Annotated in this window: 2 protein-coding genes; one reads left to right on the forward strand and one right to left on the reverse strand. The window is 50.2% G+C overall.

Features of this window, described 5'->3' with window-relative positions:
- Positions 1–62 precede the first annotated feature (62 nt).
- Positions 63–2,195 carry a hypothetical protein gene (locus PHV74_15525; GenBank protein MDD5095763.1) on the reverse strand — a complete coding sequence of 711 codons (2,133 nt, stop codon included), beginning with the start codon at positions 2,193–2,195 and terminating at the stop codon, positions 63–65.
- Positions 2,196–3,178: 983 nt separating this feature from the next.
- On the opposite strand from PHV74_15525, the gene PHV74_15530 reads away from it, so the two are divergent.
- Positions 3,179–3,533 (forward strand): hypothetical protein (locus tag PHV74_15530; GenBank protein ID MDD5095764.1); only part of this gene is annotated, 355 nt, incomplete at its 3' end.

Below are 3,533 nucleotides of genomic sequence, written 5' to 3' on the forward strand. Positions count from 1 at the left end.
CATTTGGAGTGTGGTTCAGTAGCAGTATTACCCAGTCGGCAAGAGCTGGCGTGGTGGCATTCTTACCCCCAATCCAGACTTGACTGCCCAAAGCATACTTGCAGCCCATAGCTGTTAGGATGAGTCAGCAACCATTTCCAACGATAGTGGAAGATCAACCACTCGACTCCAATTATAAGGACGAGACTAAGCAGTAGTCCTGCTGCAATCGCGTAACACTCGGCAACATGCTCCGCCTTTTTTCGAGACTTAGCCTCTTGCTCAGCCTTTTCCTCGGCACCCTTTCGTGCCTGGCGTTCCTTTTCTATGTCTTGGTTCGCCTGCTGAATTTGCGATTCCGACAATCGGGATTCGTTGGCAAATGTCACCTCTTGCTCATCGAGTGCGTGCTTAGCATCTACTATCTCACGTTCCAACTGCTGTCTCTCGAGGTCACGCCGTTCTTCTGCATCCAGCCTTTCCTGGCGCTCGCGTTCCTGCTCTTGCTCGGCCGCAATCCTCGCCTCTTTTTCCCGCTCGATTTGTTTGGCTAGGGCGGCCCTCTCCTCAAGGAGTGCTTGGTTGTCGTCCGCAATTGCCATTTCAACACACTGCGCAAATCTCTGTTGGTCATCCTCAGTGCGCAGTTGGTCAATTAGTAAATCATTTGTAAGAAGCCGTGCTGCTGTTTCTTCCGAGACATTGCTGTATCCGGCAAGCAGACACATCATCTTACTACATGCCTTTGTCGCGCCGCTCCCTATTGTACGGAATTCCGGTATCGCGAAAGTCTCGGCAAACGACTTATCAAACGAAGGGTCCGAGGGGATAAATGGCCGTATGATCTGCCAGAAGATGTTGGGAAGAACGGTGCAAGCATGCTTCCTATCTGCGCGGCAGGTCTCCCAATCAAACCTGTAGAGCATATAGTCACAAGTAATCAGCAAAGCCCCGGCTTCCAAAGATGATGCCACCGAGGAGCGGAGCATACGGACAGCATCCAGGACCGTGGCGTCGTGTTCAATACTCTCATATGGTTTCTCACGGTTGCGTTCCTTAAGAAACCCTTCATACCGGTTGAGCAGATCGCTTCTTTCCTGTAATCGCGAGTCATTAGGGCGGTATATCTTTATGCCAAGGTCGTCAAGTAATGCATCCAGATGCTCGTAGGGCTTAATAAACACACCAGGCTCCATAGGTATTGCAGCGTTCCGCTCGTGATATTTCATCTCGATACCAGATAGGCATCGTGACTTGACTCCAGCGCGACTGAGGCTTTGGGTCCAATGCCTGGACTTTAGCACACTGCCATAGTAGTCAATCGTGGCAGCCATTTCGCGTGCTGTACTCTCGTGGTAACGCAGTTTGAACGGCAACTTGTAGTCTTCTACAGCACGCAATAAATCGTGCGACACCTGGACATGTGGATTTACGTGGAGATCAAGAATACCAAATAAGAAATTCGTATCCAGAAAGAGAGTAAGCTCACTCACACGTTCGCGGAATTCCTTGGCCACTTTGGGATCTACAGTGAGGGAGAAGTAGTTGAACGCTCCATCACCAAGTTCGGCTATATATCGCGAACGGTTTGCATGTTTGCCAGCCTCTGCCAGGAAACTAGATATCGCAGCCCTCGCGTCTTGGTGATACTCTCGCTCAACATTGGCTTCCAGTGCAGAATTGAGGAGCGACGATAGTTTTTCGGCCTGATCTAGCCCGGTACCGGTATTCGGGTCAAGTAATGCGACAGCCTGCATACCATGGCGTCGGAATGCCTGTGCCAGATAATCGCGAAGTGCTTTCCATACTCCATCCAATGGCAATGCAGGCGAAGAAAGAGCGACGGTCTCTAGCCATTCATCTCTTACTCTGCACTCCAGATCCTTTGCTGCCTGAATAGCCGCTTGACGTTCTCCACGCAGCTGTGGCTGCATTACGATTCCGGCACCTGTGGGGCGAAGAAGCATCTGGTCTTGTAACAATCCATCAATTGCCTGCTCGATTTGGTGCTCAGGAAAGCGCAACCCGAACAGGATCTCCACCGCTTCACTGAGTTGCTTGGTTTCGTGAAACGTGTCCTCCGACAGGATAACAAGACACTGAAGGACCAACTGCTTGATAGCATCTTCGTGATCTCTAACTGACGATACAGCAACAAAGTTGCACATTTGCTCGAATCCTGGCTTCGAAACATGCGCCATTATCGGATCAGTCATACAAAGCATCCCTTCCGCATCAACCACATGACCTGTGTGTACAATTATAGCAGACATTATCGAGTAGGCGCTGCCTAGGCGGCGATGCTAATGACGTTTTCCGCTCTGCGTAAGCGGCTGCGGTGCACTGGGTCGCACTACTCCAACCTAAATCTGGACACCGTGTTGGACTCGAAACCTCCCAGCTCCAAAAGCCGATTTTGAGCTCAAAAATCTCGTAGTCGAACTTTGGGGTAGTCACAAAGATTCAGAGAAAGTGCCGGAGAACAGAGAATTTGGGGGCAAAATGTGGGGTTTGGGGCATGAACCTCGACTACGAGATTCCGACGCTTGATTCGTCAGAACAGCCGCTTCCACGCTCGGAAAACAACAAACCCCCGCCAGCGTCGCTGACAGGGCCAAATGGTTGAGAGATTGGTTTGTAATAAGAAACTGGCTCACCACTTTCTCTTTCATCGAAATCGTCTCATCCCTCTTTACTAGTCCAGCGCGGTGTGCACTTTGGATTTCCTTGAAATGGTTTATGTGTTTTTCTGGTTCGAGAGATGTATACAGCAATTCTAAGACAACCACTGGCCCCAACACATACAACATTGTTGCCTGACTCCTGCCATTCAGAGAACAATCCGCGACAACGCTCTTTAACTCAAGTTCTTAGCGTTGTCAAGACACAGCACCGCAGTTCGCCCCCGTCTTGTTTCTGCCGACCTAGCACATGATTCAACACAGCAACAGGTATCTCCTGTGTGCAGGTTTTCCCGAGCCAAGTCTCTTCGAATGTACACGGCTCGACTGGAGCCTTGCCCTCTCAGGCATGCAAACCATTCTGAGCAGTTCTGAGAACTTACAAGTCACACTATGCATTGTCAGGCAAGCTTTGTTATAGTATAATACGTACAGTTGGATGTGACAAACGTATTACCCCGGTCGGTTTATCTGCTATTGATTTGCGCAGTTCTTCTTTATAGCTCGGAGGCTCCAAAATGCCCTACTCGCGATTTGATTCTACAGTGTTCAAACAGACCTTGAGCGATCACCTGGAATACTGTTGTGATAGCGAAGTTCTTTGTGAAGTGATTAAGGTTCTCGAAGGTCTGATCGCCAGGTCGAACAGCGAAGAAGTAAACTGGCGGGAGTTTAAATCGTTCTGGCCACCGCGCATAGTGCAGGCCTATCAGAACAACCATGTGGCGACATTCTTCGGCGCAGGACTTTCCTTCGGTGCCGGACTTCCAGGTTGGAATGATCTGCTGCTACAGTTGGGGGCTGATGGTGCATTGGTCGGAGACCCAGATCTTTCGCACGACCCATTGACCCTCGCAGAACTAGCTGCAGAGC

The sequence above is a fragment of the Dehalococcoidia bacterium genome (genome assembly GCA_028711995.1).
In the GTDB taxonomy this organism is placed as follows: domain Bacteria; phylum Chloroflexota; class Dehalococcoidia; order SZUA-161; family SpSt-899; genus JAQTRE01.